We start from the raw sequence: 22415 nt of genomic DNA, 5'->3' as shown, positions 1-22415 counted from the left end.
ATCCTGCGGGCGGCGACGCTTTCCACACAGAACGGGGAGGTACGATCATGGCGGGCTACACATGCAAGAAATGCGGCATGTCGATCGGCAGCATGACATGCGGCAAATGCGGCACGGAACTCAGGCACGGCACCATCACCACGGCCGACGGCAAGTCGGTGCACGTCTCGGAATGCCCCAACGGTCACGGCAAGGTGAAGTCGCCGATGTGCTGTGGCCAGGACATGGCGTGCGCGGTGTGAGGTCAGGCCGGGTGGAGACGGCCAGGTAGGTTGCGGTGGGATTCGGAGCGGTGTACCGGTGAGGCCTTCTCCCGGATGCCGCTGCGCTTTATCCGGGCTACATGGATATCGTGACGTGACCCGGATGGAATGCAATGGAATCCGGAGTGGTGACGTTCAGATCCTGTCGCGCAGGCCCAGCGGGTCATTCGGGTCGATGCCGGCCTTGAACGGCAGTTTGCGGTCGAGGTGGGTGACCTCGTAGACCTTGCCGATCCAGTTGTCGAGCACGCCCTCGGCGGTGTCGTGCCAGGTGTTGTGCAGCGACCCGGTGACGTGCTCCTCCGGGAACGGCGGCGCCGGCTCGCCCTTCGCCAGGGCGGCGTCCATGCGGTCCTGGTATTCCTCCAGGATCGCCTCCGACTTCAGCGTGAAGTAGTTGTGCGGGAACGGCGGGTAGTCGGTGCGCTGGCCCTGCGCATAGAGCTTGACCTCGCGCTTGTATTCCTTGAGCAGGCTGATGGTGTCGTATTCCGGGTGGCCCTGGAAGTAGACGAAGCGCAGCAGGTCCTCGCTCACCGCGAGGTGTACGCCGGCGGTATCGCTTTCGACCAGCACCCGCAGCCCGGCGGCCTCGAACTGGTCGCGTCCGATCTCGTTGAAGCGTGAGTGCGGCACGTCGAACAGGGAATTGACGTCGGCGACCAGCGGGTGGAGGTCGTTGACGACCTTGTGCGGGTACACGCCCCAGCACTTCGCCGGCAGGCGGCGGCGGTGCTGGCCGTGGCGGAACTGCAGTACGGCGTGCGTCGCCAGGCAGGAGCACAGGATCGAGGTGACGTGCTCGGCGGCCCAGTCGATGACCTCGATCAGCGGCTCCCAGAACGCCTCGGCCGCGAGGTCGGGCTGGGTGACGTTGGCGCCGGTGATGATCAGCGCGTCGAGCCCGTCCTGCTTGAGCTGGGCGAAGGAGTCGTAATAGGTGTCGATGTACTCCTGCGTCGGCGCGCCGCGCTTCAGCTCCTTCAGCGTGAACGGGTGCATGAAGAACTGCGCGATCTGGTTGCTCTCGCCGACGAGGCGGAAGAACTGGCGCTCGGTGGCCTGCAGCGCCGCGTCCGGCATCATGTTGAGCAGGCCGATGTGCAGCTCGCGGATGTCCTGGCGCTGCGCCTCGTCGCTGGTGAGCACGCGCCCGCCTTCCCGGCGCAGGTAGTCGAAGGTGGGCAGATTGGATTTGGCGACCAGTGGCATGGGGCGTACGGTTCCGTGTCAGTTCAGTGTGTCGATGGCAAGTACGTCATCCGCCGCGTTCGACGGCCTGTTCGACCAGGCGCAGGAATCCCGCCGCGTCGCGCACGGTGGCCAGTTCATCGGTGGTGACGGTGTAGCCGTATTCGGCCGCGATGCGCTCGTAGCGCGGGATGCGCGCGTAGAACAGGCGCGGGAACACCCAGCGCACGAAGTCGTCGGGCACGATCTCCGCCACGTATTCGACGCCCTTTGTCCGCATGTACTCGGCGAGCTGCTCGTCGAGGAAGTCCTCGCGGTAGTAGAGTGGCTTGGGGTCCCTGACCGCGCGCTTGATGAGCTGCTGCTCGTCGGTCGTACTGGCCTTGATGTAGAGGATCAGCGTATGGCGGCTGAGCACCTCGATGACGCCGCTGTTGTCGAGTTCGCACAGGCTGCCGCCGGCGTCGTTGAGGAAGTGCTCGTAGCCGTAGATGATCTGCGCGTTGCGGATGAAGGCGGGCACGTCCTTCATGGCGGCGATCTCGGCCAGCCGGTGCAGCTCCTGGCGGCGCTTGAATTCCTTCAGCGGCAGGCCGCCCAGCTCGGGGTCGCCGAGCTTGCCGAGGAAGCTCGACACCGGCTGCAGGTTGTGCACCGAGATGTTGTTGCGGATGTAGATCGAGTCGGTGCGCAGCAGGTCGCGCAGGAACGGCACCTCCATCGCCATCAGCTTGATGTTGTCGATGATGGCCTCGTCGAGGTAACGGGTGCCGATGCGGTAGTCGCCCGAGTAGTGGAACCAGTGATCCTTCATCAGCAGGTTGGACAGGTGGGTCTTGCCCACCCCCGACATGCCGAGCAGGGTGATCGACTTGTTCTTCCAGTGCCTGAAGTCCGCCGCGCTGAATTTCATGGGGTCATCCTTTCGGTCGTGCCGGTATTCTACCGCAGACTCGTCCCCGCTGCCGAGGCGGTCGCCGGCCGCGCGGGTCGCTGTCCGGTTTTGGTATCATCCCCGGAGCGATTCTCCCGGGGCACTGGCCGCGCCCGGACGCCGGAGACCAGACCATGAGCGACGACGAAGCATTTCCCCTGCGGCTGGCGACGACCATCCCGGTGCGGGCGCTGTTCCTCGGTTCCCGCATCCAGGCGCGCGCGCTGGAGAAGCGCTCCGCGCTCGCGCTGGCCCCGCTGACGCTGCGCGTGGGCGAACGCGGATGCGCCGTGGTGTTCCGCTACGGGGCGGTGGTGTTCTTCGACGTCCCGGTCGCGGATGAGGCGGGCTTTCTGGATTACCTGCGCCCCTACCTGGTCGAGCCGCGCCCGCAGCCGGAGCACGAGGAGGTCCTGCTGCGGGTCGATCCCGGCAGCGGGGACATCGTGCAGGGCGGCGAGGTATTCCTGGCCGCGGTCAGTCTGCAGCATCTGCAACTGGTGGCCGAGGTGCTGGCCCGGAGCGTCGTCCTCGAGTACTACGAGTCGCGCACGGCGCGCAGCTTCGATCTGGTCGAGCCGTTCGCGCGCCGCCTGGTGCGGCCGCAGACGCGCTGGAGCCGGCCGGGCGAGTTGCTCGTGCATATCGGCGAGGTGCTGCTCAACCAGCAGGAGATGGTCGGCCGCATCGAGATCAGCGAGAAGCCCGAGCTGCTGTGGGATCATCCGGCGCTGGAACGGCTGTATGCCCGACTCGAGTCGGAGTACGAGCTGCGCGATCGCTATCGCGCGCTGGAGCGCAAGCTGGAACTCATCTCGCGGACCGCCGAGACGGTGCTGGAGATCCTACAGGCACGCCGCAGCCTGCGCGTGGAGTGGTATATCGTCATCCTTATCGTGGTCGAGATTGTACTGTCGCTCTATGAAATGTTCTATTTCGGCCACGCCTAGGCGCCCGGCGGAGGATTTATGGATGGCACGCCGCGGATGTGCCTGTGCGCTTGTGCTAGCATCGACTTGAGCTCGCACGTGATCATCACCGGTCGGTCCTATGACCGACCTGGCCGCCGGAACCCGATACGTGACGGTGCTTCGCCTCAGCTGCCACAACTAGGTAACACCCGCAACGCTTGCTTCGAGATACAATTCGTTCAGCCCTGCCTTGCGCGCTGGACGCATGAGATTCGTTAACCTTAGATCGGCGCAGTCGAGCAGACTGGAGAAATTGACAACGCCAGGGACGCAACCTGTAGGGCATGACGTATGAGCCATGTATTTCCCCTTGAGATACTGCGCGGGTTGCGCGTGCCTGCCAGTGGATTGAGCACCCAGGATGTCGCGGCGCGCCAGGAACAGTATGGGCGTAATGTCATTATCGAGACGGTTGATGCCGGCTGGCGGAAAATCGTAGCGGAAACCTTCAAAGATCCCATGTTGTGGTTCCTGCTCGGCACCAGTGCATTATTTGCGGCCATTGGCGAGATGACGGACTCCCTCATCCTGCTTGCGGCATTGATACCGCTGTTTGGTATGGATGCCTTCCTGCACCGGCGTACCCGGGCATCGATGGAAGGCTTAAGCGGTCGATTGGCCTCAGATGCCGTGGTGGTTCGTGATGGCGCACAAATTACCGTGACAGCAACTGACCTGGTGCCTGGCGACGTGGTGATCCTTAAGATTGGTGATCTCATACCGGCTGATGGCCTGTTTTTTCATGCAGACCAGACACAGGTCGATGAATCGGCATTGACAGGCGAGGCGTACCCGGTACGCAAGCACGCGCTGCAATCACTGCCGCTCGCGGAGGACGAAACCAGATTTGATGAATGTTATTGGGGCTACGCCGGCACGCGCATGCTCACCGGTAATGGGCGATTGCTTGTCGCATTTACTTCGAGAAATACACTGTACGGAGAGATTGTGCAGGCGGTTGCCAGCAGCGCGCACGAGCGCACGCCTTTGCAGCGTGCCGTTATGTCGCTGGTAAAAGTTTTAATCGTTGCCGCGGTTCTTTTCTGTCTTATCCTGGCGAGCGTCAGGATCAGTCAGGGGTATGGGTGGATTGACGCGCTCTTGAGCGCCCTGACGCTGGCGGTTGCGGCCATCCCCGAGGAATTCCCCGTCGTGCTGACGTTCTTCCTTGGGGCCGGGGTCTACCGATTGGCTAAAATCCAGGCCCTGGTTCGTAGAAGCGTAGTCGTGGAAAGCATTGGTCGTGTGACCTGCATCTGCACCGACAAGACTGGAACCCTCACTAAAGGATCACTGCAGCTGATGCATCATGTGACGTCAGGTGCCGTCTCAGAATCACGACTGCTTGCGCTGGCTGGGGCCGCGTCTCGGCGCGAGACGGGTGATCCGATGGATGTCGCCATCCTGAAAAGTGTACCTGACTTCTCAGGATTGGTTCCCGTCACAAGCTTTCCATTTACCGAAGACCGGAAATGCGAGGTCGGCGTATTTCGAGAAGACGATGTACTGATTGCGGCTGTCAAAGGCGCCCCGGAAATCGTGTTTAAGCTCTGTGACTTTGATGCGTCAGCCGAGTCTGCGTGGATGGATCGGGTGGGCGGCCTGGCGAACGCTGGGCACAAAGTCATTGCCTGTGCCTGGCGTGAGCTGAACCCGGAGATTTGGGAAGGCGGTGAGCCCGTCAGCGGTTACCAGTTCGCGGGATTGCTCGCCTTCGAAGATCCGGTTCGGGGCGGCGTGCCTGAAGCCCTGCAGGCATGCCTGCGCGCCAATATCCATGTGATTATGGTGACTGGAGACCATCCTGCCACGGCGGCTGCCGTGGCCAGGGAGATTGGCCTGTCCAGCGACGCACCGAGAATGATAGATGGAAATGAGATGGAGATACGGATTAAGCGAGATGGGGGTGCGTTCCTGCAGGATATCGATGTGGTGGCGCGCGCCATTCCCATGCATAAATTGCGTCTGGTGAAGGCGCTTCAGCAGCAGGGGGGGATTGTAGCGGTAACCGGGGATGGCGTTAATGACGTACCGGCATTACAGGCTGCCGATATAGGGATCGCGATGGGACAGCGTGGCACGCGCAGCGCTCGCGAAGCCGCAGCGATTGTCTTGCTGGACGATAATTTTAGAAGCATTGTGCGGGCGATTGCCGAAGGCCGGCAGCTCTTCAGTAATCTTCAAAAGAGTTTTCAGTACCTGTTGATGATTCATTTGCCGCTGGTCATGTCGGCCGCGCTCATTCCCATGGCTGGCTACCCGCTGCTGTATTTGCCGATTCACATCGTATGGCTGGAGTTGATCATTCACCCCACTGCAATGCTCGTGTTTCAGGGGATGTCTCGCCATGATCAGCTGGAGTACCGGCCGCCGCATAACGGGGTGAAATTCTTCGATCGACGGCAATGGGCCTCCATCTTGATGACGAGTGCCGCGATCCTTGTCGTCGTGATCTCAGGGTATGTTCTCGCCTTGGATGATGGTGGTGATGTTGCTCATGCGCGGGCCATGGCCTTGGTAACGTTAACAGTATCGAGTGCTGGTATTGCCGCGGTTCTGAGCGGGCTGCGTGGGCTGACGGCGCAGGTTACCGTCGGCGCATCGCTACTGGTATCCATGATGCTGGTGCAGATGCCAGGGCTTTCGACACTATTACATATAGAGCCTCTGCACCCAAAAGATCTGGCATATGCCGTGGGCGGTGGTTTGCTGGCATCTTTCATCTCGTTCTCGGCCAGGCACGCCCGATATCGAGGCTAATCGCGCCTGGCATCCATTGGACGCTCGCATCTAAGGAAATTCAATAATACTGCGGGTCAGTTCGGGATGGATGGTGGTCAGCTGATGAAGAGTTTGCGCAGGCAGCCGAGGTAGGCCGCCTCGTCCGGCGCCGTGCCGCTGCGCTGCGCCTGCCACAGGGCCTCCGCGAGGCAGTCCATCATGCGGTGTTCGGCGTCGTGCGCCGAGGCCGCGCCGCGCAGGATGGCCCGGTGCAGCTCGGCGATGCCGGCCGGGCGCGCGCTCGCGATCTGTTCGCGCAGCGCGATGTGCATGCCCATGTGCAGGAACGGGTTGGGGGCGCCGGACTCGGGCGAATAGTCGCGGTCGATCCGCGCGGGGTCCAGCAGCGCGTGGTACTCGGGGTGTTCGGCGATCACCTCGGCGACGCGGTGTTCCAGCGGCGACAGCGGCAGTCCTTCCCGGTGCTTGCGCCAGGAATCGAGATAGACCTTCCGCAGTTGTTCGCGGTCGTTTCCGTACAGCATGGGTTCGGCTCCGTCTCAGGCCCGCCGCGTGGCGCGGGCCGGCGCGGCCGCGGGCTCGGCGGTTTCCTTGTGGGGATATTCGCACAGGTCCGCGATGATGCAGCTCGCGCAGTGCGGGCGGCGCGCGGTGCAGACGTAGCGCCCGTGCAGGATCAGCCAGTGATGGGCGTCCTGGCGGAACTCGGGCGGCACCGCGCGCAGCAGCGCCTTTTCCACCTCCAGCACGTTCTTGCCGGGCGCGAGCCCGGTACGGTTGGCGAGGCGGAAGATGTGCGTGTCCACCGCGATCGTGGGCTCGCCGAAGGCGGTGTTGAGGATGACGTTGGCGGTCTTGCGGCCGACCCCGGGCAGGGCCTCCAGCGCGGCGCGCTCGCGCGGCACCTCGCCGCCGTGACGCTCGACCAGCAGCCGGCAGGTCTTGAGGATGTTGCCCGCCTTGGTGTTGAACAGGCCGATGGTCTTGATGTATTCCTTCAAGCCCTGCTCGCCCAGCGCCAGCATGGCGGCCGGGGTGGGCGCGGCGCGGAACAGCGCCGGGGTGGCCTTGTTGACGCCCTTGTCGGTCGCCTGCGCGGACAGGATCACGGCGATCAGCAACTGGAACGGCGTGGCGTAGTGGAGCTCGGTGGTGGGGCTGGGATTGGCTTCCTTCAGGCGCGTGAACAGGGCGCGGCGCTGCCGGGCGTTCATGCGGCGGACATGATCAAGGGATCAACGGGGCCGGCTCAAACGGCATGCGGTTCCGGCGCGGTGACGGCGGCGGGGGCGGTCCTGCGTTCGGCGCGACGCCGGTCGATGGCGTTCTTCAGCGCGATCAGCAGGCCGAGTCCGATGAAGGCGCCCGGCGGCAGGATCGCGAGCAGCATGCCGTGATAATCCCCGAGCCTGACCGTGAGGCCGCGCGCGCCCTCGCCGAACATCAGGTGGGCGTTGGCGAACAGGGTCCCGGAGCCGATCATCTCCCGCATGGCGCCGAGCGTGACCAGCACGAGCAGGAAGCCGGTGCCCATCATCAGTCCGTCGAACAGCGCGGGCAGCAGCGGATTGCGCGAAGCGAAGGCCTCGGCGCGCGCGATGATGTTGCAGTTGGTGACGATCAGCGCGATGAAGATGCCGAGCAGGTTGTAGAGTTCATGGAAGTAGGCGTTCATCGCCAGCTCGATGACGGTGACGATGCAGGCGATGACGAGCACGAACACCGGCAGCCGGATTTCCGGGGTGACCCAGTTGCGGATCAGGGAGACGATGCCGTTTGAGATCACCAGCGTCATCATGGTGGCCAGGCCGAGTCCGATCCCGTTGATCGTGGTATTGGTCACCGCCAGCAGGGGGCACAGGCCGAGGATCTGCACCAGCGCCGGGTTGTTGTTCCACAGTCCGTCCCGCGCGATGCCCGCGAAATTATTCTGCGCCATGCTCGCCTCCCGCCGCGCCGTCCGCGGCCGCTTCGTTTCCGAACAGTTCGTCTTTGTGTGCGTGGAAGTATTTTAAGCTGTTGTGCACCGCCTTGACCACCGCGCGCGGGGTGATCGTCGCCCCGGTGAACTGGTCGAAGATGCCGCCGTCCTTGACGACGCGCCAGCCCAGTTCGTCGGGGTCTGACAGGGAATGGCCCGTGAAATGGCTGATCCAGTCCGAGCGTTCGGCGTCGATCCAGTCGCCCAGCCCCGGGGTTTCCCGGTGGTGGATTACCCGCACGCCCATGATGGTTTCCTCCTGGTAGCGCACGGCCACGAGCAGGGTGATCGCCCCGGTGTAGCCGTCGGGCGCCACCGTGGTCATGACCGCGGCCACGGGCGCGCCCTGCTTGCGCGCGCGGTACACCGTCATCGGCTTCGCGCTGCCGAGCATGGGTTTCGAGGTCGCCTCGACGGTGTCGGTGGTGATGCTGTTGTCGTAGGCGTCCTTCGGGATGACCTCGTTGAGCTTGCGGCGCAGGGCCTCGCGCTCGTTCTGCGCGATCAGGTCGCGGGTGTCGTTCTCGGTCAGGGCCACGAGCGCGGTGCCGAGCACGGCGAAGGCGCCGAGCAATGCAGCCGTGATCGCCATGTGACGCAGCAGCACGGGTGCTACTTCCTGCCGTGCCCGAACACGCGGGGCTTGAAGTGATCGTCGATGATCGGCACGACCATGTTCATCAGCAGCACCGAGAAGGCGATGCTGTCGGGATAGCCGCCCAGCACACGGATGACGTACACGAGGATGCCGATGCCGGCGCCGTAGACCAGGCGGCCGGTGGGGCTGGCGGCGGCGGTGACTGGATCGGTGGCGATGAAGAAAGCGCCGAGCATGACCGAGCCGCTGAACAGGTGGAACAGCGGCGAGGCGTGGTGCTCGGGGTCGTAGAAGGCGAACGCGCCGGAGATCAGCGCCAGGGCGCCGAGCATCGCGACCGGGATCTGCCAGCCGATGATCTTGCGGTACATCAGCCACAGGCCGCCGAGCAGGAAGCCCGCGTTGACCCATTCCCAGCCCTTGCCGCCGATCGCGCCGAAGATCGGGATGACGCTGAGCAGCAGGCTGGTCACATCGTCGAGACCCAGCTGGGCGCGGATCTCGGCCACGGTATTGCCCTGGCCGAGGTTGTTTTTCAGGGTGTCGAGCGGCGTGGCCTCGGTCAGGGCGTCGAAGGTGATCCCGGGCGGCAACTGGCCGCCGAAGATGAAGGCGGCCGTCTCGGCGAAATTCATCTCATAGCTGCTGAAGGTGCTTATGGGCAGCCAACTGGTCATCTCGACCGGGAAGGAGACCAGCAGGACCACGTAGCCGACCATCGCCGGGTTGAAGGGATTGAAACCCAGTCCGCCGTACAGTTGCTTGGCGATCACGATGGCGAAGAAGACGCCGATGACGGTCAGCCACCACGGCGACAGCGGCGGCAGGGCCAGTCCCAGCAGCAAGGCGGTTACCAGGGCGCTGCAGTCGCCGAGGTACTGTCGTAGCGGGCGCCGGCGGATCATCAGCATGACGGACTCGGCGGCCACCGCCGCCGCGGCCGCGATGGTGATGTTGATGATGACGCCCCAGCCGAAGAACCACACATAGGCCACGATGCCGGGGACGAGGGCGAGCAGCACCTGCAGCATGACCGCGGTGACCGAGGCCGGAGCCCTGGTATGGGGGGAGGACGATGTCGTGAGTGGCATGGTTATTGTTATGGTGCGTGGCCGCGCGCCGGCGGCGTCCGTCTAGTTCGACTCGCGATTGCTCTCCCGCGGGCGGTCGGTGTCGTCCTTGTGTCCCTGCCAGCCTTCGCCGCGGCGCTTCTCCGCTTCCCTTAGGGCGGCGTCGCGGCGCGACTCGGCCTGCTGCTGGGCGGCCGCCGCCGCCTCCTGGCCTTTCTCTGCCATGGCGGCGGCATCGAGGGCGGATTTCTTCTGCTGGCGCTTGGCCTCGCGTTCAGCCTTCTCGCGCTCGAGCCGCTTCTGGCGGCTGTCGTGACGTCGGCGCGCCAGCTCGGCCTTTTCCTTCTCGCGCTCGCGCGTCCAGATGTCGCCCTTGGCGTAGCGGAAGTATTGTACCAGCGGGATGTTGCTCGGGCAGACATAGGAGCACGCGCCGCATTCGATGCAGTCGAACAGGTCGTATTCCTGCGCCTTGTCCAGGTTCTTGGTCTTGGCGTGCCAGTAGAGCTGCTGCGGGAGCAGGTTCACCGGACAGGCGTCGGCGCAGGCGCCGCAGCGGATGCACGGCATCACCGGCTTGACCGGCGGCAGGTCGTGCGCGGTCGCGGCCAGCACGCAGTTGGTGGTCTTGATCACCGGCAGGTCGGTCCGGTGCAGCGCGAACCCCATCATCGGGCCGCCCATGATCAGGCGGTCGATGCGATTGATGTTGCCGTCGCACTGGCCGATCAGCTCGTTCATCGGCGTCCCGATCAGCACCTCCATATTGCAGGGCCGGCCGACGGCGCCGCCGGTGACCGTGACGATGCGGGAGATCAGCGGCTCGCCGAGATGGATGGCGCGGTGCACCGCGGCGGCCGTGCCCACGTTGACGCAGACGACGCCGACGTTCAGGCACAGGCCGTCGCGCGGCACTTCCTTGCCGGTCAGCACCCTGACCAGCTGCTTCTCGCTGCCCTGGGGATACAGGGTCGGCACCTGCACCGCCTCGACCTTGTCCATGCCCGCGACCGCCCGGCGCATCGCCTCGTAGGCCGCGGGCTTGTTGTCCTCGATGGCGATCAGGCATTCCTCGGCCTGCAGGGCGTGGCGGATGATCTCGATGCCGCCGCGGATAGCGTCCGCGCGCTCCCGCATCAGCATGTCGTCGCAGGTGATGAACGGCTCGCATTCGACGCCGTTCAGTATCAGCGTCTTGATCGTCTTGTGGTGGCCGGGATTGAGCTTGATGTAGGAGGGGAAGCCGGCGCCGCCGAGGCCGACGATGCCGGCCTCGCGGATCAGGTTGCGCAGGGCGCTCGGCGGCAGATCGCGGTAATTTTCCACCGGGCCGTGCTCGATCCAGCGCTCTTCGCCGTCGGGCTCGATGACGATGCAGGGGGCGGACAGTCCGGACGGATGCGGGATCGGCGCCTCGCCGATCTCGACCACCGTGCCCGAGGTCGAGGCATGCACCGGCGCGCTGACGTAGCCGCTGGCATGGGCGATCATCTGCCCCTTCAGCACGCGCTCCCCGACCCGCACCAGCGATTCCGCCGACTCGCCGATGTGCTGGTGCAGCGGCAGGACGATGCGCCGGGGCAGACGCGGCTGCTGGATGGGCAGATGGGTCGAGACGTGCTTGTGCTGCACCGGATGGACCCCGCCGTGGAATGACCACAGGCGGCGCTTGAGGGCGCCGATCACGATGCCTGTCCCGCCGTCTTCTGTTCCGGATAGGGCCACTTCCAGGCCAGGATGTGCTGCTTGACCGGCACCATGTCGATGCAGTCGACCGGGCACGGCGGCACGCACAGGTTGCAGCCCGTGCACTCCTCCGCGATCACGGTGTGCATGTGTTTCGCCGCGCCGACGATGGCGTCCACCGGGCAGGCCTGGATGCACAGCGTGCAGCCGATGCAGCGCTGCTCGTCGATGACCGCCACGGTCTTGGGTTTTTCCACGCCGTTGTCCGGGTTGAGCGGCTTCGGGTCGCGGTCGAGCAGGTCGGCCAGGGCTATGATGGTGGCCTCGCCGCCGGGCGGGCACTGGTTGATGTCGGCCTTCCCGCCGGCGATCGCCTGGGCATAGGGGCGGCAGCCCGGAAAGCCGCACTGGCCGCACTGCGTCTGCGGCAGCAGCGCGTCGATGCGGTCGACCAGCGGGTCGCCCTCCACCTTGAAGCGGATGGCGGCATACCCCAGGGTGAGGCCGAACACGACCGCGAGCACGCTGAGGGCGATGATGGCGGCGATCATGCGTGATTACTCCCGGATCAGTCCGGTGAAGCCCATGAACGCCAGCGCCATCAGTCCGGCGGTGATCAGCGCGATGGGCGGTCCGCGGAAGGACAGCGGCACGTCCGCCGCCGCGATGCGCTCGCGCATGGCGGCGAACAGGATCAGCACGAGCGAGAAGCCCACCGACGCCCCGAAGCCGTAGACGGCAGATTCGAGGAAGCCGTATTCCTGCTTGACGTTGAGCAGGGCGACGCCGAGCACCGCGCAGTTGGTGGTGATCAGCGGCAGGAAGATGCCGAGCACCTGATACAGCACCGGGCTGGTCTTGTGGATCACCATCTCGGTGAACTGCACCACGGCGGCGATCACCAGGATGAAGGTGATGGTGCGCAGGTATTCCAGTCCCAGCGGGGCGAGCAGGTAGGTGTCGGTCAGGTAGCTGCACACCGAGGACAGCGTCAGCACGAAGGTGGTCGCGAGCCCCATGCCGACGGCGGTCTCCAGTTTCCGCGACACGCCCATGAACGGGCACAGGCCGAGAAACTTGGTCAGGACGAAGTTGTTGACCAGGACGGTGCTGACGAGGATGAGGACGTACTCGGTCATGGCGGGGGAAGACGGATCGGCGCTGACTTCATGGGTTCGTGCATTTTATCTGATCTCGGTTGAGCCGGTGAATCGAATATGCATATAAGCCCGGAGAAGTCCGGTATAAAAAACCGTTATAACGACCGCGGCCGGCACGAGTTCGCAATGCACCGATCGCGCGCGTCCGTGCGCTCCGGTCCGGCTACTTCACCCGCATGCCGGCCTGCGCGCCCGCGTCGGGCTGGATCAGCCACAGGTCCTTGCCGCCCGGCCCCGCCGCGAGCACCATGCCTTCGGACACGCCGAAGCGCATCTTGCGCGGCGCGAGGTTGGCGACCACGACGGTGTGGCGTCCAATCAGTTCGGCCGCCGTGTACTTGCCCTTGATGCCCGCGAACACCTGCCGCGTCTCGCCGCCGCCGATGTCGAGCGTCAGGCGCAGCAGCTTGTCGGCGCCTTCGACGTCTTCCGCCGCCAGAACCCGCGCGATCCGCAGGTCTATGCGCGTGAAGTCGTCGATACTGATTGTCTCAAGGGCGGGAGGGTTATCGTGCTGCTGGGCCGCTCCCCGGGCCGATTGGGGTCGGGTCTCGCTGTGCGGCGCTCCCCCCGTCGCCGTCAGCTGCGCCTTGTTTTCGCCGATCAGGGCGTCGATCTGCGCGCGCTCGACCCGCTTGGCCAGATGCGTATACGTTTTGATGGCGTGCCCGGCGAGAAGTTCCGCCGCGTCCCGCCACGCGAGCGGCGGGATGGCGAGAAATTCCTCCACCGCGGCGGCCATGCGCGGCAGGATCGGCTTGAGGTACAGCGTCAGCAGGCGAAAGGCGTTGATGCCGACGCTGCACACCTCCCGGGCCTGTTCCAGCGCGGCGGGATCCTTGACCAGGCGCCAGGGCTGGCGGTCGTTGATGTAGGCGTTGGCCTGGTCCGCCAGCTCCATGATCTGGCGCACCGCCTCGCCATAACGACGCTCCTCGTAGGCGCGGGCGATGTCGTCCGCCGCGCCCTGCATGCGCGCCAGCAGGGCGGCGCCGTCGGCGTCCGGGCGCGCGGCGAGCGTGCCGCCGAAGCGGTCGCTGATGAAGCCGGCGGTGCGGCTGGCGATGTTGATGTATTTCCCGACCAGGTCGCTGTTGACGCGCGCGGTGAAGTCGTCGAAGTTGAGGTCGAGGTCCTCGATGCGCTCGTTCAGCTTGGCGGCGAAGTAATAGCGCAGATATTCGGGATCGACGTGGTTCAGGAACGAGCGCGCGGTGATGAAGGTGCCGCGCGACTTGGACATCTTCTGGCCGTCCACGGTGAGGAAGCCGTGGACGAAGATGCGGTCCGGGGTGCGGTAGCCGGAGAAGTGCAGGGTGGCCGGCCAGAACAGCGCGTGGAAGTAGAGGATGTCCTTGCCGATGAAGTGATACAGCTCGGCCGTGCTGTCATGCGCCCAGAACTCGTCGAAGTCGAGGCCCTTGCGGCTGCACAGCTTGCGGAAGCTCGCCATGTAGCCGACCGGGGCGTCGAGCCAGACGTAGAGGAACTTGCCGGGCGCGTCGGGGATCTCGAAGCCGAAGTAGGGCGCGTCGCGCGAGATGTCCCAGTCCCGGAGGCCGGCGTCGAACCATTCCTCGAGCTTGTTGTGGGCCTCGTCCTGCAGCGGGGCCGCGCCGCGGCGGCGCCCGTGGCGCACCCAGTCCTGCAGGAAGTCGCGGCACTCGCTCAGCCGGAAGAAATGGTGCTCCGATTGCTTCCGCACCGGCGTGCTGCCGGAGATGGCCGACACCGGATTGATCAGTTCCGTCGGGTCGTAAGTGGCGCCGCAGCGCTCGCAGGCGTCGCCGTACTGGTCCGGGGCGTGACAGCGCGGACATTCCCCCTTGATGTAGCGGTCGGGCAGGAACATCTCCTTCACCGGGTCGTAGAACTGCTCGATCGGGCGCACCTCGATCAGCCCCTTCTGCCGGAGACGGCGGTAGATTTCCTGCGACAGTTCCCGGTTTTCTTCCGAATTGGTCGAGTAGTAATTGTCAAAGCCGATGTGGAAGTCGGTGAAATCGCGCAGGTGCTCCTGTTGCATGCGCGCGATCAGTTGTTCCGGCGCGATCCCCTCCTGCTCGGCGCGCAGCATGACCGGCGTGCCGTGGGTGTCGTCCGCGCAGACGTAATAGCACTCGTGGCCGCGCATCTTCTGGAAGCGGACCCAGATGTCGGTCTGGACGTATTCGACCAGGTGGCCGAGGTGGATCGAGCCGTTGGCGTAGGGCAGCGCGCTGGTGACGAGGATCTTCCGGGTCGGGGCCTGGGGCGGATGGCTGGGCATGATGTGGGCGCGTTTGAGTGTTTTTTTGGGCCGGGATGGCGCTAAATCGCGGTATTATAACCCAGTTGCCCGCGGGATGGTCATGTCCGGGCGGTATCCGCGGACGCGATGGTGTAGAATGCTCCGCCTGGTTTTTTACCCGCGCGCCGCGCCGGCGCCGGACGCAGAGGAGATCGGACATGCAGACGCCCGAAGCGCAGATCGAGGCCGCGCTGAAACAGTACATCGACCCGTATTTCAAGCGGGACCTGATCGCGGCCGCGGTCGTCAAAGGGATCGCCGTGCGCGACGGCCGGGCGGAGATCCGCGTCGAGCTCGGCTATCCCGCGCGCGGCTACGAGGCCGCGCTGGCGCAGGCGGTGCGCGAGCGCGCCGCGACGGTGCCCGGCATCACGTCGGTGGACGTCGAGATCCGCACCAGGGTGATCACGCACGCGGTGCAGAAGGGCGTCAAGCCGCTGAAGAACATCAAGAACATCATCGCCGTGGCCTCCGGCAAGGGCGGTGTCGGCAAATCGACCACCGCGGTCAACCTCGCGCTCGCGCTGGCGGCGGAGGGGGCGAGTGCCGGGATCCTGGACGCCGACATCTACGGGCCGAGCCAGCCGCGCATGCTCGGCGCGCGCGAGCAGCCCAAGTCGCGCGACGGCAAATCGATGGAGCCGATCATCGCCCATGGCATCCAGTCGATGTCGATCGGCTACCTGATCGACGAGGAGACGCCGATGATCTGGCGCGGGCCGATGGTGACGCAGGCGCTGGAGCAGCTGCTGCGCGACACCAACTGGCAGCCGATGGACTACCTGGTCATCGACCTGCCGCCCGGCACCGGCGACACCCAGCTGACGCTGGCGCAGAAGATCCCGGTGAGCGGGGCGGTGATCGTGACGACGCCGCAGGACATCGCGCTGCTCGACGCGCGCAAGGCGCTGAAGATGTTCGAGCGCGTGGACGTGCCGGTGCTCGGCGTGATCGAGAACATGAGCACCTATGTCTGCAGCCACTGCGGCCACGAAGAGGCGATCTTCGGCTCCGGCGGCGGCGCGCGCATGGCGGAGCAGTACAATGTCGACCTGCTCGGGCAACTGCCGCTCGATCCGCGCATCCGCGCCGAGGCCGACAACGGCAATCCGAGCGTCGTCACCGATCCGGAAGGGCGCATCGCGCATGCCTACCGCGAGATCGCCCGCCGGGTGGCCGCGAAGTTGTCGCTGCAGGCCAAGGACTACAGCGCGAAGATCCCCAACATCGTCATCGAACAGAACTGAAGCCGACACCGAAACCTGATACAGAAACAGGGAGCAGTCACCGACATGAGCATCAAATCCGACCGCTGGATCCGCGAAATGGCGCACAAGCACGGCATGATCGAGCCCTTCGAGCCGGGCCAGGTCCGCGAGCACCATGGCGGTCGCGTGATCTCCTACGGGACTTCGAGCTACGGCTACGATATCCGCTGCGCCGACGAATTCAAGATCTTCACCAACATCAACTCGGCGGTGGTCGACCCCAAGAACTTCGACTCGAACAGCTTCGTCGACCTGAAGTCGGACGTCTGCATCATCCCGCCCAACTCCTTCGCGCTGGCGCGCACGGTGGAGTATTTCCGCATCCCGCGCAGCGTGCTGACCATCTGCCTCGGCAAGTCCACCTACGCGCGCTGCGGCATCATCGTCAACGTCACCCCGCTGGAGCCTGAATGGGAAGGCCACGTCACGCTGGAATTCTCCAACACCACCACCCTGCCGGCGAAGATCTACGCCAACGAGGGCGTGGCCCAGGTGCTGTTCTTCGAATCCGACCAGGTGTGCGAGACCTCGTACAAGGACCGCGGCGGGAAGTACCAGGGGCAGCGGGGAGTGACGCTGCCGAGGACGTGAACGAGCAGGACTGAGGACTCAGGGTTAAGCTAAAGAAAAAACTCGCAGGGATGTAGCCCGGATGAAGCGTAGCGGAATCCGGGCCCACGCCTCACGCCTTACGCCTATGGCTCGAAGCCTCCCCCGTCAGTTCGCCAGAATCAGCCCCGCCTCCTTGCTCTTACTTAGTCCTGTGTCTTAAATTCCATAATCTCCATCGTCACCACCTTCCCGTCCTTGTGCTGCTCGATGCGCACGGGCAGGTACTCGAGGGCGCTGGCGCACCAGATCAGGTCGCTCCGGCTGCCGTGGAGGCGTTGCAGCTTCACGGTCTCCAGTTTTCCCAGCGGGGTGCTGATGACTTCCGTGCCGACGCGCTCGAAGCGGAAGTTCTTCAATTCGCCGCCGTCGGCGATTTCATAGGAGAGGGTTTTGCGTCCCGCCTGCAGGTCGCGCATCAGCGTGTACTGGTAGAGCAGCTTGTCCTGGGTCCCCGTCGGCACCTTCATGGTCCACGGGTCGTTGTTGATGCGGTTGGTGACGACGCCTTTCTTCCAGTCGAAGGTGAGCACCGCATTGCGCTCGTCGCCCTGCTTGCGGCCGGTGTGGCTGTACTGGTACCTGAGCGGGCGCGGCTGGCCGTCGCTGAGGGTCCAGATGCTGCTTTCCTCGATGTTGTCGTTCAGCACCAGCGCCAGCAGGCCGGTCGCCTCCATGCTCGAGGTGAAGGTGTAGCTGCCGTCGGTATTGCGCGCCAGCCGCCGCTCCATCTTCGCGCTCAGCAGCATGCCGGCCTTGTAGTGGTAATCGGCCTTGTAGTGCGCGGTGAACTCGCGCACCGGTGCGTCGGCCGCGCGTCCCGGGCCGCCGGGCCATGTGGCGAGGCACAGGCACAGGGCCAGCAGCGCGGTCGCGCGCGTCATCACGCAAGTCCTCCGTCCGCGGGCAGGTCCGCGAGGTCGAGCGGGGCGTCCAGCGGGCGCCCGTCGAAGTATACGCGGTCTCCGTCCTTGCGCAGGCGCCCGGCGGCGAACCAGCCGATGACACGCGGCAGGATGCGGTGTTCCACCCGGTGCACCCGGTCGGCCAGGGCGTGCTCGTCGTCGCCGGCGCCGACCGGCACCCGCGCCCGCAGGATCACCGGCCCGCCGTCGAGTTCCTCGGTGACGAAGTGGACGCTCGCCCCGTGCTCGGTGCTGCCCGCCGCGAGCGCGCGCCGGTGGGTGTGCAGGCCGGTGAAGGCGGGGAGCAGCGAGGGATGGATATTGATGAGGCGGCCGTCGTAATGACGCACGAATTCCGGGCTCAGCACGCGCATGAAGCCGGCCAGCACGACCAGGCGCGCGCCGCTGGCGTCGATGCGTTCCCGCAGCGCGTGATCATAGCTCGCGCGGTCGGCGTGGCCGGCGGATTCGATCACCGCGGTCGCGAGACCGGCCGCGCGGGCGCGCGCCAGGCCCGGGGCGTCGGGGCGGTTGCTGAGCACCAGGCGGATGTCCGCGGCCAGCTCACCCGCGCGCACGGCGTCGATGATCGCCTGCAGGTTGCTGCCGCGCCCCGAGATCAGCACGGCGACGGGCAGCGCCTGGCGCGGAGAGCTCATGTGTCCGCCGCGCCGCCGCGAGTGCCGGTGGTCGCGTCCATGGTGTTACCGGATGATGACGTACGCGTCGTTTGCGGCGCGGGCCGCGATGGCGCCGATGCGCCAGGCGCGCTCGCCCGCGCGCTGCAGCAGCGCCAGCGTGCGTTCGACGTCCTGTTCCGCCACCACGAGGGTCATGCCGACGCCGCAGTTGAAGGTGCGGTGCATCTCGTTCGCCTCGACCTTGCCGGCGCGCTGCAGCCAGTCGAACACCGCCGGGCGCGGCCACGAGGCGGCGTCGATGACGGCCCGGGTGTCGTCCGGGAGCACGCGGGGGATGTTCTCGAGCAGGCCGCCGCCGGTGATGTGCGCGATGCTGCGCACGTCGACTTCCTGCAGCAGCGCGAGGACCGGCTTGACATAGATGCGCGTCGGCGCGAGCAGGGCGTCGCCCAGCGTGGCGCCGTCGAAGGGCTGGCTCAGCGCGGCGCCGCTGCGCTCGACGATCTTGCGGATCAGCGAATAGCCGTTGGAATGCGGGCCGGAGGAGGCGATGCCGATCAGCGCGTCGCCCGCGCGGGCGCGCGAACCGTCGATGATGCGGTCCTTCTCCACCACGCCGACGCAGAAGCCGGCGATGTCGTAATCCTTGTGCGCGTACATGCCGGGCATCTCGGCGGTCTCGCCGCCGATCAGGGCCGCGCCCGCCAGCTCGCAGCCGGCGCCGATGCCCTTGACGACTTCGGTGGCGACCTCCACATCGAGTTTCCCGGTGGCGTAGTAATCGAGGAAGAACAGCGGTTCCGCGCCCTGCACGACGAGATCGTTCGCGCACATGGCGACGAGGTCGATGCCGACGGTGCCGTGGCGGCCGAGTTCGATCGCCAGCTTGAGCTTGGTGCCGACGCCGTCGGTGCCCGCGACCAGCACGGGCTGGCGGTAACGCTTGGGCAGTTCGATCAGGGCGCCGAACCCGCCCAGGCCGGCGAGTACCTCGGGTCGGGTGGTGCGGCGCGCGATCGGCTTGATGTTCTCGACCAGGCGGTTGCCGGCATCGATGTCGACGCCGGCGTCGCGGTAGCTGAGCGGGGAGGAGGCTTTCTCGGTGTCGTCCACGGGATTGTGCTCTAACGCTGGATGATCGGCGGTCGCGATCCGGCGCGACAGTGGCGCGACGCGGATTTTTTCGGCGCCATTGTAGCGCATTATCACCTGCCCTCCTAGTAAGCCGTACGCCGGCGCAGGTGAAACACGCGGGCGTTTCGCTTAGACTGGAGCACGTGTAAAAACGTCTCCGTTCAACCGGATCCGAGGATATGAACTGCATGTGGTTCGCTGATGAGTCGTCCCTGCGCCGCGGACTGCGTCTGGGCCTGCTGCTGTGTCTCGTGCTCGGCGCCGCCGGCGCGCGCGCCGGCGAGGTCGAGGGGCTCTACGAGGCGCAGGTGCCGGTTGCCGGGCAACGCGAGGCGGAGCGCACGCAGGCCTTGCGCGAGGTCTTCGGCCAGGTACTGGTCAAGATCACCGGCGACCGTGACGCGGCCACGCGTCCCGGGCTGCAGGCGCTGCTGCGCTCGCCGCTGACCTACGTCCAGCAATACCTCTATCGTCCGCTGCCGCCGGGATACCTGCCCGAGGCGGCGGTCGATCCCGCCCCGACCCAGATGTTGTGGGCGCGCTTCGACGCCCAGGCGGTCAACCAGTCGCTGCAACGGGTCAACGAGCCGGTGTGGGGGCGCATGCGGCCGTCCACCCTGGTGTGGCTCGCCGTGGAGGAACAGGGCAGGCGCTACCTCACCGGGAGCGAAGCCGGCGCCGATCTGCGCCGCGAGGTGGAGGAACGGGCGGACGCGCGCGGGATTCCGCTGCTGTTTCCGCTGCTGGATCTCGAGGACCAGCGCCGCGTGAGTTTCGGCGACGTGTGGGGCGGCTTCGATCAGGAGGTGCGCGCGGCCTCGGCGCGCTACCAGTCCACCGCGGTGCTGCTCGGGCGCGCCTACCGCGCGCCGTCGGGCGCGTGGTCCGCGCGCTGGTCGCTCTATCTGGACGATGGCGCGGAGCACTGGCAGTCGGCCGAGGGGACGCGGGCCCAGGCGCTGGCGGACGGTGTCGATGGCGCCGCCGACCGGCTCGCCGCGCGCTTCGCCCGCGCGCTCGACGACGGCGCGGCGGAACCGGTGGATCTGCTCGTGACCGGCGTGAACAGGCTGGAGGACTACAGTCGCGCGCAGCATTACCTGCGTTCGCTCGACGCCGTGAGCGAACTCGAGGTGCGGCAGATCGACGCGGCAGGCGCGCATTTCCATCTCGTGCTGCACGCTGACCGCGCGGCGCTGGTTCAGGCCATCGGCTTCGGCAGGGTGCTCGTTCCCGCCGCCGGCGCGGCCACGGGGGATGAGCTGGCCTACCGGTTGGTGCCGTGACGCGCGCCGACATCCCCAACATCATCAGCGTGCTGCGCATCGGGCTGGTGCTGCCGGTGGTGGCGGCGCTGGTGCACGAGCAGTTCACGCTCGCGCTGCTACTCTATACCGTCGCGGGGGTCTCTGACGCCCTGGACGGCTACATCGCCAAGCGCTTCCATTACACCAGCCGGCTCGGCTCGATCCTCGACCCGCTGGCCGACAAGCTGCTGCTCGTGTCGACCTATGTCGTGCTGGCCTGGCTGGACCTGCTCCCGGTCTGGCTGGTCGCGGCCGTCGTGGCGCGCGATGTCCTGATCCTGGCCGGCGCGGTCTCCTATCACCTGCTGGTCGGCGAGTACGAGATGGAGCCCACGCTGATCAGCAAGCTCAATACCTTCGCGCAGATCGCGCTCGGGCTGGCGGCGGTGTTCTCCGCCGGCGTCTATCCGCTGCCACCGGCCCTGCTGGCGGGAATGGTGTGGGCGGTGCTCGCCACCACGCTGCTGAGCGGCATCGATTACGTCTGGACCTGGGGGGTGCGCGCCTGCCGCGCGCGCCGGCTCCCGATGAGACGGCTGCGGCGCGGCGGAGACGGGCGATGAAAGGTCCGCAGGTGGCGGGCTGGGTGGCCGCCGGCGCGGCGGCGGCACTGCTGGTCTATCTGCTGGCGCCGATCCTGACCCCGTTCCTGATCGCCGCGCTGCTGGCCTATCTCGGCAGTCCGCTGGTCGAGCGCCTGACGGCGCGCCGCCTGCCGCGGGTCGCGGCGGTGGTGCTGGTATTCCTGCTCATCTTCGGCGTGCTGCTGCTGGCCCCGGTGGTGGCGTTTCCGCTGCTGGAGCGCCAGATCGCCGTGTTCATCGAGCGCTGGCCCGACTACCTGAATGCCCTGCAGACCCGGCTGATCCCGTGGCTGCGCGATACCCTGGGCATCGGCGTGCAGACGCTCGACCTGACACAGATCCGGCAGGCGCTGCTCGATCAATGGCAGCAGGCCGGCGGCATCGCCGCGCGGGCGGTGGTCGCGGTGACGCAGTCCGGCCTGGCGATCGTGCAATGGCTGCTCAACCTGACGCTGGTCCCGGTGGTCACGTTCTATCTGCTGCGCGACTGGAACGACCTGGTGCGCCGGCTGCGCGAACTGCTGCCGCGCCCGATCGAACCCGAGGTGGCGCGGCTCGCGCGCGAGTGCGACGAGGTGCTCGCGACCTTTCTGCGCGGACAGCTCTGGGTCATGCTGTCGCTCGGACTGATCTATTCGGTCGGCCTGTGGCTGGTGGGGCTCGATCTCGCCTTCCTGATCGGCATGGGCGCCGGGCTGGTCAGCTTCGTTCCCTATCTGGGGCCGGTGGTCGGCCTGCTGGCCGGCGGCATCGCGGCGGCGGCGCAGTTCCACGACCTGCTGCACCCGCTGCTGGTGCTCGGGGTGTTCATGCTCGGCCAGGCGCTGGAGGGCATGGTGCTGACGCCCTGGCTGGTGGGCGATCGCGTCGGCCTGCATCCGGTGGCGGTGATCTTCGCCGTCATGGCGGGCGGGCAGCTGTTCGGGTTCGTCGGCGTGCTGCTGGCCCTGCCGGTGGCCGCGGTGATCGCGGTGCTGGTGCGCGACCTGCACCGGCGCTATCTGCACAGCGAGGTCTACGGGATGGACGATGAGACGCCGGACAAGGGCTGAGCCGGCGCGGCGGCGCGCGCGCCCGACCG

The 22415-nt window shown here is 66.2% G+C and carries 22 protein-coding genes; 8 read left to right on the top strand and 14 right to left on the bottom strand.

Going from position 1 to position 22415, the window contains the following annotated elements:
- Positions 1-47 precede the first annotated feature (47 nt).
- A complete protein-coding gene (locus tag IPM20_13100; GenBank protein MBK9132551.1) occupies positions 48-242 on the top strand; it encodes a hypothetical protein in 195 nt (64 codons plus the stop codon).
- Positions 243-398: 156 nt separating this feature from the next.
- Here IPM20_13100 and IPM20_13095 read toward each other — a convergent pair whose 3' ends face one another.
- Both IPM20_13095 and IPM20_13090 read right to left on the bottom strand, forming a co-directional pair.
- On the bottom strand, positions 399-1475 hold the full coding sequence (locus IPM20_13095) for a homoserine O-succinyltransferase (protein ID MBK9132550.1): 1077 nt from the start codon (positions 1473-1475) through the stop codon (positions 399-401).
- A 46-nt stretch (positions 1476-1521) separates the two neighbouring features.
- The gene (locus IPM20_13090) at positions 1522-2367 is read right to left on the bottom strand and encodes an ATPase (protein MBK9132549.1); all 846 of its coding nucleotides are present in this window, start codon (positions 2365-2367) and stop codon (positions 1522-1524) included.
- Between the two features lie 155 nt (positions 2368-2522).
- On the opposite strand from IPM20_13090, the gene IPM20_13085 reads away from it, so the two are divergent.
- Positions 2523-3338, top strand: a complete 816-nt coding sequence (locus tag IPM20_13085) for an RMD1 family protein (GenBank protein ID MBK9132548.1) — start codon at positions 2523-2525, stop codon at positions 3336-3338.
- A 312-nt stretch (positions 3339-3650) separates the two neighbouring features.
- Positions 3651-6119, top strand: a complete 2469-nt coding sequence (locus tag IPM20_13080) for a cation-translocating P-type ATPase (GenBank protein ID MBK9132547.1) — start codon at positions 3651-3653, stop codon at positions 6117-6119.
- Between the two features lie 77 nt (positions 6120-6196).
- Here IPM20_13080 and IPM20_13075 read toward each other — a convergent pair whose 3' ends face one another.
- From IPM20_13075 to metG, 9 genes are all read right to left on the bottom strand, one after another.
- Positions 6197-6622 carry a DUF1841 family protein gene (locus IPM20_13075; GenBank protein MBK9132546.1) on the bottom strand — a complete coding sequence of 142 codons (426 nt, stop codon included), beginning with the start codon at positions 6620-6622 and terminating at the stop codon, positions 6197-6199.
- Between the two features lie 18 nt (positions 6623-6640).
- Positions 6641-7315, bottom strand: a complete 675-nt coding sequence (gene nth / locus IPM20_13070) for an endonuclease III (protein ID MBK9132545.1) — start codon at positions 7313-7315, stop codon at positions 6641-6643.
- Positions 7316-7350: 35 nt separating this feature from the next.
- Positions 7351-8040 (bottom strand): electron transport complex subunit E, encoded by a 690-nt coding sequence (locus IPM20_13065; protein ID MBK9132544.1) that lies wholly within the window; start codon positions 8038-8040, stop codon positions 7351-7353.
- A complete protein-coding gene (rsxG, locus tag IPM20_13060; protein ID MBK9132543.1) occupies positions 8027-8674 on the bottom strand; it encodes an electron transport complex subunit RsxG in 648 nt (215 codons plus the stop codon). Before rsxG ends, IPM20_13065 begins: the two co-directional genes overlap by 14 nt.
- 20 nt (positions 8675-8694) lie before the next feature.
- Positions 8695-9771, bottom strand: coding sequence for an electron transport complex subunit RsxD (gene rsxD, locus IPM20_13055; protein ID MBK9132542.1), 1077 nt, complete (start codon positions 9769-9771; stop codon positions 8695-8697).
- Positions 9772-9813: 42 nt separating this feature from the next.
- Positions 9814-11433: an electron transport complex subunit RsxC gene (gene rsxC / locus IPM20_13050; protein ID MBK9132541.1), complete on the bottom strand. Its 1620-nt coding sequence runs from the start codon at positions 11431-11433 to the stop codon at positions 9814-9816.
- Positions 11433-11987, bottom strand: a complete 555-nt coding sequence (rsxB, locus tag IPM20_13045) for an electron transport complex subunit RsxB (protein ID MBK9132540.1) — start codon at positions 11985-11987, stop codon at positions 11433-11435. Before rsxB ends, rsxC begins: the two co-directional genes overlap by 1 nt.
- 6 nt (positions 11988-11993) lie before the next feature.
- Positions 11994-12575: an electron transport complex subunit RsxA gene (gene rsxA / locus IPM20_13040; protein MBK9132539.1), complete on the bottom strand. Its 582-nt coding sequence runs from the start codon at positions 12573-12575 to the stop codon at positions 11994-11996.
- Between the two features lie 184 nt (positions 12576-12759).
- On the bottom strand, positions 12760-14865 hold the full coding sequence (gene metG / locus IPM20_13035; protein ID MBK9132538.1) for a methionine--tRNA ligase: 2106 nt from the start codon (positions 14863-14865) through the stop codon (positions 12760-12762).
- Positions 14866-15044: 179 nt separating this feature from the next.
- Between metG and apbC the strand changes: the two genes are divergently transcribed.
- Entirely contained in the window at positions 15045-16133 is a 1089-nt protein-coding gene (apbC, locus tag IPM20_13030) for an iron-sulfur cluster carrier protein ApbC (GenBank protein ID MBK9132537.1), read from the top strand.
- A gap of 45 nt (positions 16134-16178) precedes the next feature.
- On the top strand, positions 16179-16745 hold the full coding sequence (locus IPM20_13025; GenBank protein ID MBK9132536.1) for a dCTP deaminase: 567 nt from the start codon (positions 16179-16181) through the stop codon (positions 16743-16745).
- 164 nt (positions 16746-16909) lie between these two features.
- Here IPM20_13025 and IPM20_13020 read toward each other — a convergent pair whose 3' ends face one another.
- The 3 genes from IPM20_13020 to purM are packed head-to-tail and all read right to left on the bottom strand — an operon-like array spanning position 16910 to position 19512.
- Positions 16910-17647, bottom strand: coding sequence for a DUF3108 domain-containing protein (locus IPM20_13020; protein MBK9132535.1), 738 nt, complete (start codon positions 17645-17647; stop codon positions 16910-16912).
- Positions 17647-18327 (bottom strand): phosphoribosylglycinamide formyltransferase, encoded by a 681-nt coding sequence (gene purN, locus IPM20_13015; protein MBK9132534.1) that lies wholly within the window; start codon positions 18325-18327, stop codon positions 17647-17649. Before purN ends, IPM20_13020 begins: the two co-directional genes overlap by 1 nt.
- A gap of 45 nt (positions 18328-18372) precedes the next feature.
- On the bottom strand, positions 18373-19512 hold the full coding sequence (gene purM / locus IPM20_13010; protein ID MBK9132533.1) for a phosphoribosylformylglycinamidine cyclo-ligase: 1140 nt from the start codon (positions 19510-19512) through the stop codon (positions 18373-18375).
- Between the two features lie 119 nt (positions 19513-19631).
- Here purM and IPM20_13005 point away from each other — a divergent pair, with 119 nt between their 5' ends.
- Genes IPM20_13005 through IPM20_12995 form a run of 3 tightly spaced genes read left to right on the top strand, consistent with a single transcriptional unit; the run spans position 19632 to position 22386 of the window.
- Positions 19632-20729: a DUF2066 domain-containing protein gene (locus IPM20_13005; GenBank protein ID MBK9132532.1), complete on the top strand. Its 1098-nt coding sequence runs from the start codon at positions 19632-19634 to the stop codon at positions 20727-20729.
- Entirely contained in the window at positions 20726-21313 is a 588-nt protein-coding gene (locus IPM20_13000) for a CDP-alcohol phosphatidyltransferase family protein (protein ID MBK9132531.1), read from the top strand. The genes IPM20_13005 and IPM20_13000 overlap by 4 nt, the downstream gene beginning before the upstream one ends.
- Positions 21310-22386 carry an AI-2E family transporter gene (locus IPM20_12995; protein MBK9132530.1) on the top strand — a complete coding sequence of 359 codons (1077 nt, stop codon included), beginning with the start codon at positions 21310-21312 and terminating at the stop codon, positions 22384-22386. Before IPM20_13000 ends, IPM20_12995 begins: the two co-directional genes overlap by 4 nt.
- Positions 22387-22415 lie beyond the last annotated feature (29 nt).

The organism is Gammaproteobacteria bacterium (assembly GCA_016716465.1).
In the GTDB taxonomy this organism is placed as follows: Bacteria; Pseudomonadota; Gammaproteobacteria; order SZUA-140; family SZUA-140; genus JADJWH01.
This window is presented reverse-complemented; position numbering and strand designations above follow the sequence as displayed.

What these genes read in the sequence shown, in the direction of transcription:
- IPM20_13090 (MBK9132549.1), bottom strand. Translation starts at nt 2,367, where the DNA reads ATGAAATTCAGCGCGGCGGACTTCAGGCACTGGAAGAACAAGTCGATC.
- IPM20_13080 (MBK9132547.1), top strand. Translation starts at nt 3,651, where the DNA reads ATGAGCCATGTATTTCCCCTTGAGATACTGCGCGGGTTGCGCGTGCCT.
- rsxA (MBK9132539.1), bottom strand. Translation starts at nt 12,575, where the DNA reads ATGACCGAGTACGTCCTCATCCTCGTCAGCACCGTCCTGGTCAACAAC.
- IPM20_13020 (MBK9132535.1), bottom strand. Translation starts at nt 17,647, where the DNA reads ATGACGCGCGCGACCGCGCTGCTGGCCCTGTGCCTGTGCCTCGCCACA.
- IPM20_13025 (MBK9132536.1), top strand. Translation starts at nt 16,179, where the DNA reads ATGAGCATCAAATCCGACCGCTGGATCCGCGAAATGGCGCACAAGCAC.
- apbC (MBK9132537.1), top strand. Translation starts at nt 15,045, where the DNA reads ATGCAGACGCCCGAAGCGCAGATCGAGGCCGCGCTGAAACAGTACATC.
- rsxD (MBK9132542.1), bottom strand. Translation starts at nt 9,771, where the DNA reads ATGCCACTCACGACATCGTCCTCCCCCCATACCAGGGCTCCGGCCTCG.
- IPM20_12995 (MBK9132530.1), top strand. Translation starts at nt 21,310, where the DNA reads ATGAAAGGTCCGCAGGTGGCGGGCTGGGTGGCCGCCGGCGCGGCGGCG.
- IPM20_13085 (MBK9132548.1), top strand. Translation starts at nt 2,523, where the DNA reads ATGAGCGACGACGAAGCATTTCCCCTGCGGCTGGCGACGACCATCCCG.
- IPM20_13100 (MBK9132551.1), top strand. Translation starts at nt 48, where the DNA reads ATGGCGGGCTACACATGCAAGAAATGCGGCATGTCGATCGGCAGCATG.
- rsxB (MBK9132540.1), bottom strand. Translation starts at nt 11,987, where the DNA reads ATGATCGCCGCCATCATCGCCCTCAGCGTGCTCGCGGTCGTGTTCGGC.
- purM (MBK9132533.1), bottom strand. Translation starts at nt 19,512, where the DNA reads ATGCGCTACAATGGCGCCGAAAAAATCCGCGTCGCGCCACTGTCGCGC.
- metG (MBK9132538.1), bottom strand. Translation starts at nt 14,865, where the DNA reads ATGCCCAGCCATCCGCCCCAGGCCCCGACCCGGAAGATCCTCGTCACC.
- IPM20_13095 (MBK9132550.1), bottom strand. Translation starts at nt 1,475, where the DNA reads ATGCCACTGGTCGCCAAATCCAATCTGCCCACCTTCGACTACCTGCGC.
- IPM20_13065 (MBK9132544.1), bottom strand. Translation starts at nt 8,040, where the DNA reads ATGGCGCAGAATAATTTCGCGGGCATCGCGCGGGACGGACTGTGGAAC.
- nth (MBK9132545.1), bottom strand. Translation starts at nt 7,315, where the DNA reads ATGAACGCCCGGCAGCGCCGCGCCCTGTTCACGCGCCTGAAGGAAGCC.
- rsxG (MBK9132543.1), bottom strand. Translation starts at nt 8,674, where the DNA reads ATGGCGATCACGGCTGCATTGCTCGGCGCCTTCGCCGTGCTCGGCACC.
- IPM20_13005 (MBK9132532.1), top strand. Translation starts at nt 19,632, where the DNA reads ATGTGGTTCGCTGATGAGTCGTCCCTGCGCCGCGGACTGCGTCTGGGC.
- purN (MBK9132534.1), bottom strand. Translation starts at nt 18,327, where the DNA reads ATGAGCTCTCCGCGCCAGGCGCTGCCCGTCGCCGTGCTGATCTCGGGG.